1 pseudogene is annotated in these 1,350 nt (G+C 48.1%); it reads right to left on the reverse strand.

Annotated features, from left to right (window positions below):
* A pseudogene (locus A136_RS22965) lies at positions 1–1,350 on the reverse strand (tandem-95 repeat protein); the annotation flags it as partial.

Genomic DNA, 1,350 nt, shown 5'->3' on the forward strand with positions numbered 1-1,350 from the left:
CGAAGCTTGAACCGTGTTAGTACCATCTGAGATATCGAAGCTGATATCAATGTCGCCATTGAAGTTCTCATCTGGCGTAATCGTGAAGCTGCCATCATCGTTAGCTACAACCGTCGCATCACCACCAACCGTTAGGCCGCTAGCAGTAAGGTCATCGCCTTCAACATCAGATGCTTGTGATAACAGTTGCTCTTGGCTTAGACGGATAGAACCATCTTCATCGATTGAGTACGCTAAATCACCTGACACAGGTGCATCATCAACCGCAGTTACACTCACATCGATGTTTGCTGACACCGTATCGGTGCCGTCAGACACATCAAAACCGAAGTTTACGTCGCCATTGAAGTTTTCATTTGGCGCAAAGGTGTACGTACCGTTGCCATTGTCAGTAAGGATACCGTCGCCACCATCGTAGGTCACACCTTCAACCGTTAGGTTATCACCTTCAATGTCAGTAGCGCCTGTTAATAGGTCTGCATCGGTGAAGATAAGCGTTCCATCTTCTTCAACACTGAACTGTTGATCTTGAGGGACTGGCAGGTCGTTAACTGGGTTAACCGTTAGGTCAGCTGATGCTTGAACGGTATTGGTACCATCTGAGATATCGAAGCTGATATCAATGTCGCCATTGAAGTTCTCATCTGGCGTGATGGTGAAACTGCCATCATCGTTAGCTACAACCGTCGCATCACCACCAACCGTTAGGCCGCTAGCAGTAAGGTCATCGCCTTCAACATCAGATGCTTGTGATAACAGTTGCTCTTGGCTTAGACGGATAGAACCATCTTCATCGATTGAGTACGCTAAATCGCCTGACACAGGTGCATCATCAACGGCAGTTACACTCACATCGATGTTTGCAGAGACCGTATCGGTGCCGTCAGACACATCAAAACCGAAGTTTACGTCGCCATTGAAGTTTTCATTCGGCGCAAAGGTGTAAGTCCCGTTGCCGTTGTCGGTCAAGATACCGTCGCCGCCATCGTAGGTCACACCTTCAACCGTTAGGTTGTCGCCTTCAATGTCCGTTGCACCTGTTAATAGGTCGGCATCGGTGAAGATTAACGTGCCATCTTCTTCAACACTGAACTGTTGGTCTTGAGGGACTGGCAGGTCATTAACTGGATTAACAGTAAGGTCAGCTGAAGCTTGAACGGTGTTAGTACCATCTGAGATATCGAAGTTGATATCGATGTCACCATTGAAGTTCTCATCTGGCGTAATCGTGAAGCTGCCGTCATCGTTTTGAGTAACGGTTGCATCACCGCCAACCGTTAAGCCGCTGGCTGTTAGGTCATCGCCTTCCACATCTGATGCTTGAGAAAGCAGCTGCTCTTGGCTTAGACG

The sequence above is a fragment of the Vibrio crassostreae 9ZC13 genome (genome assembly GCF_000272045.2).
Taxonomy (GTDB): domain Bacteria; phylum Pseudomonadota; class Gammaproteobacteria; order Enterobacterales; family Vibrionaceae; genus Vibrio; species Vibrio crassostreae_C.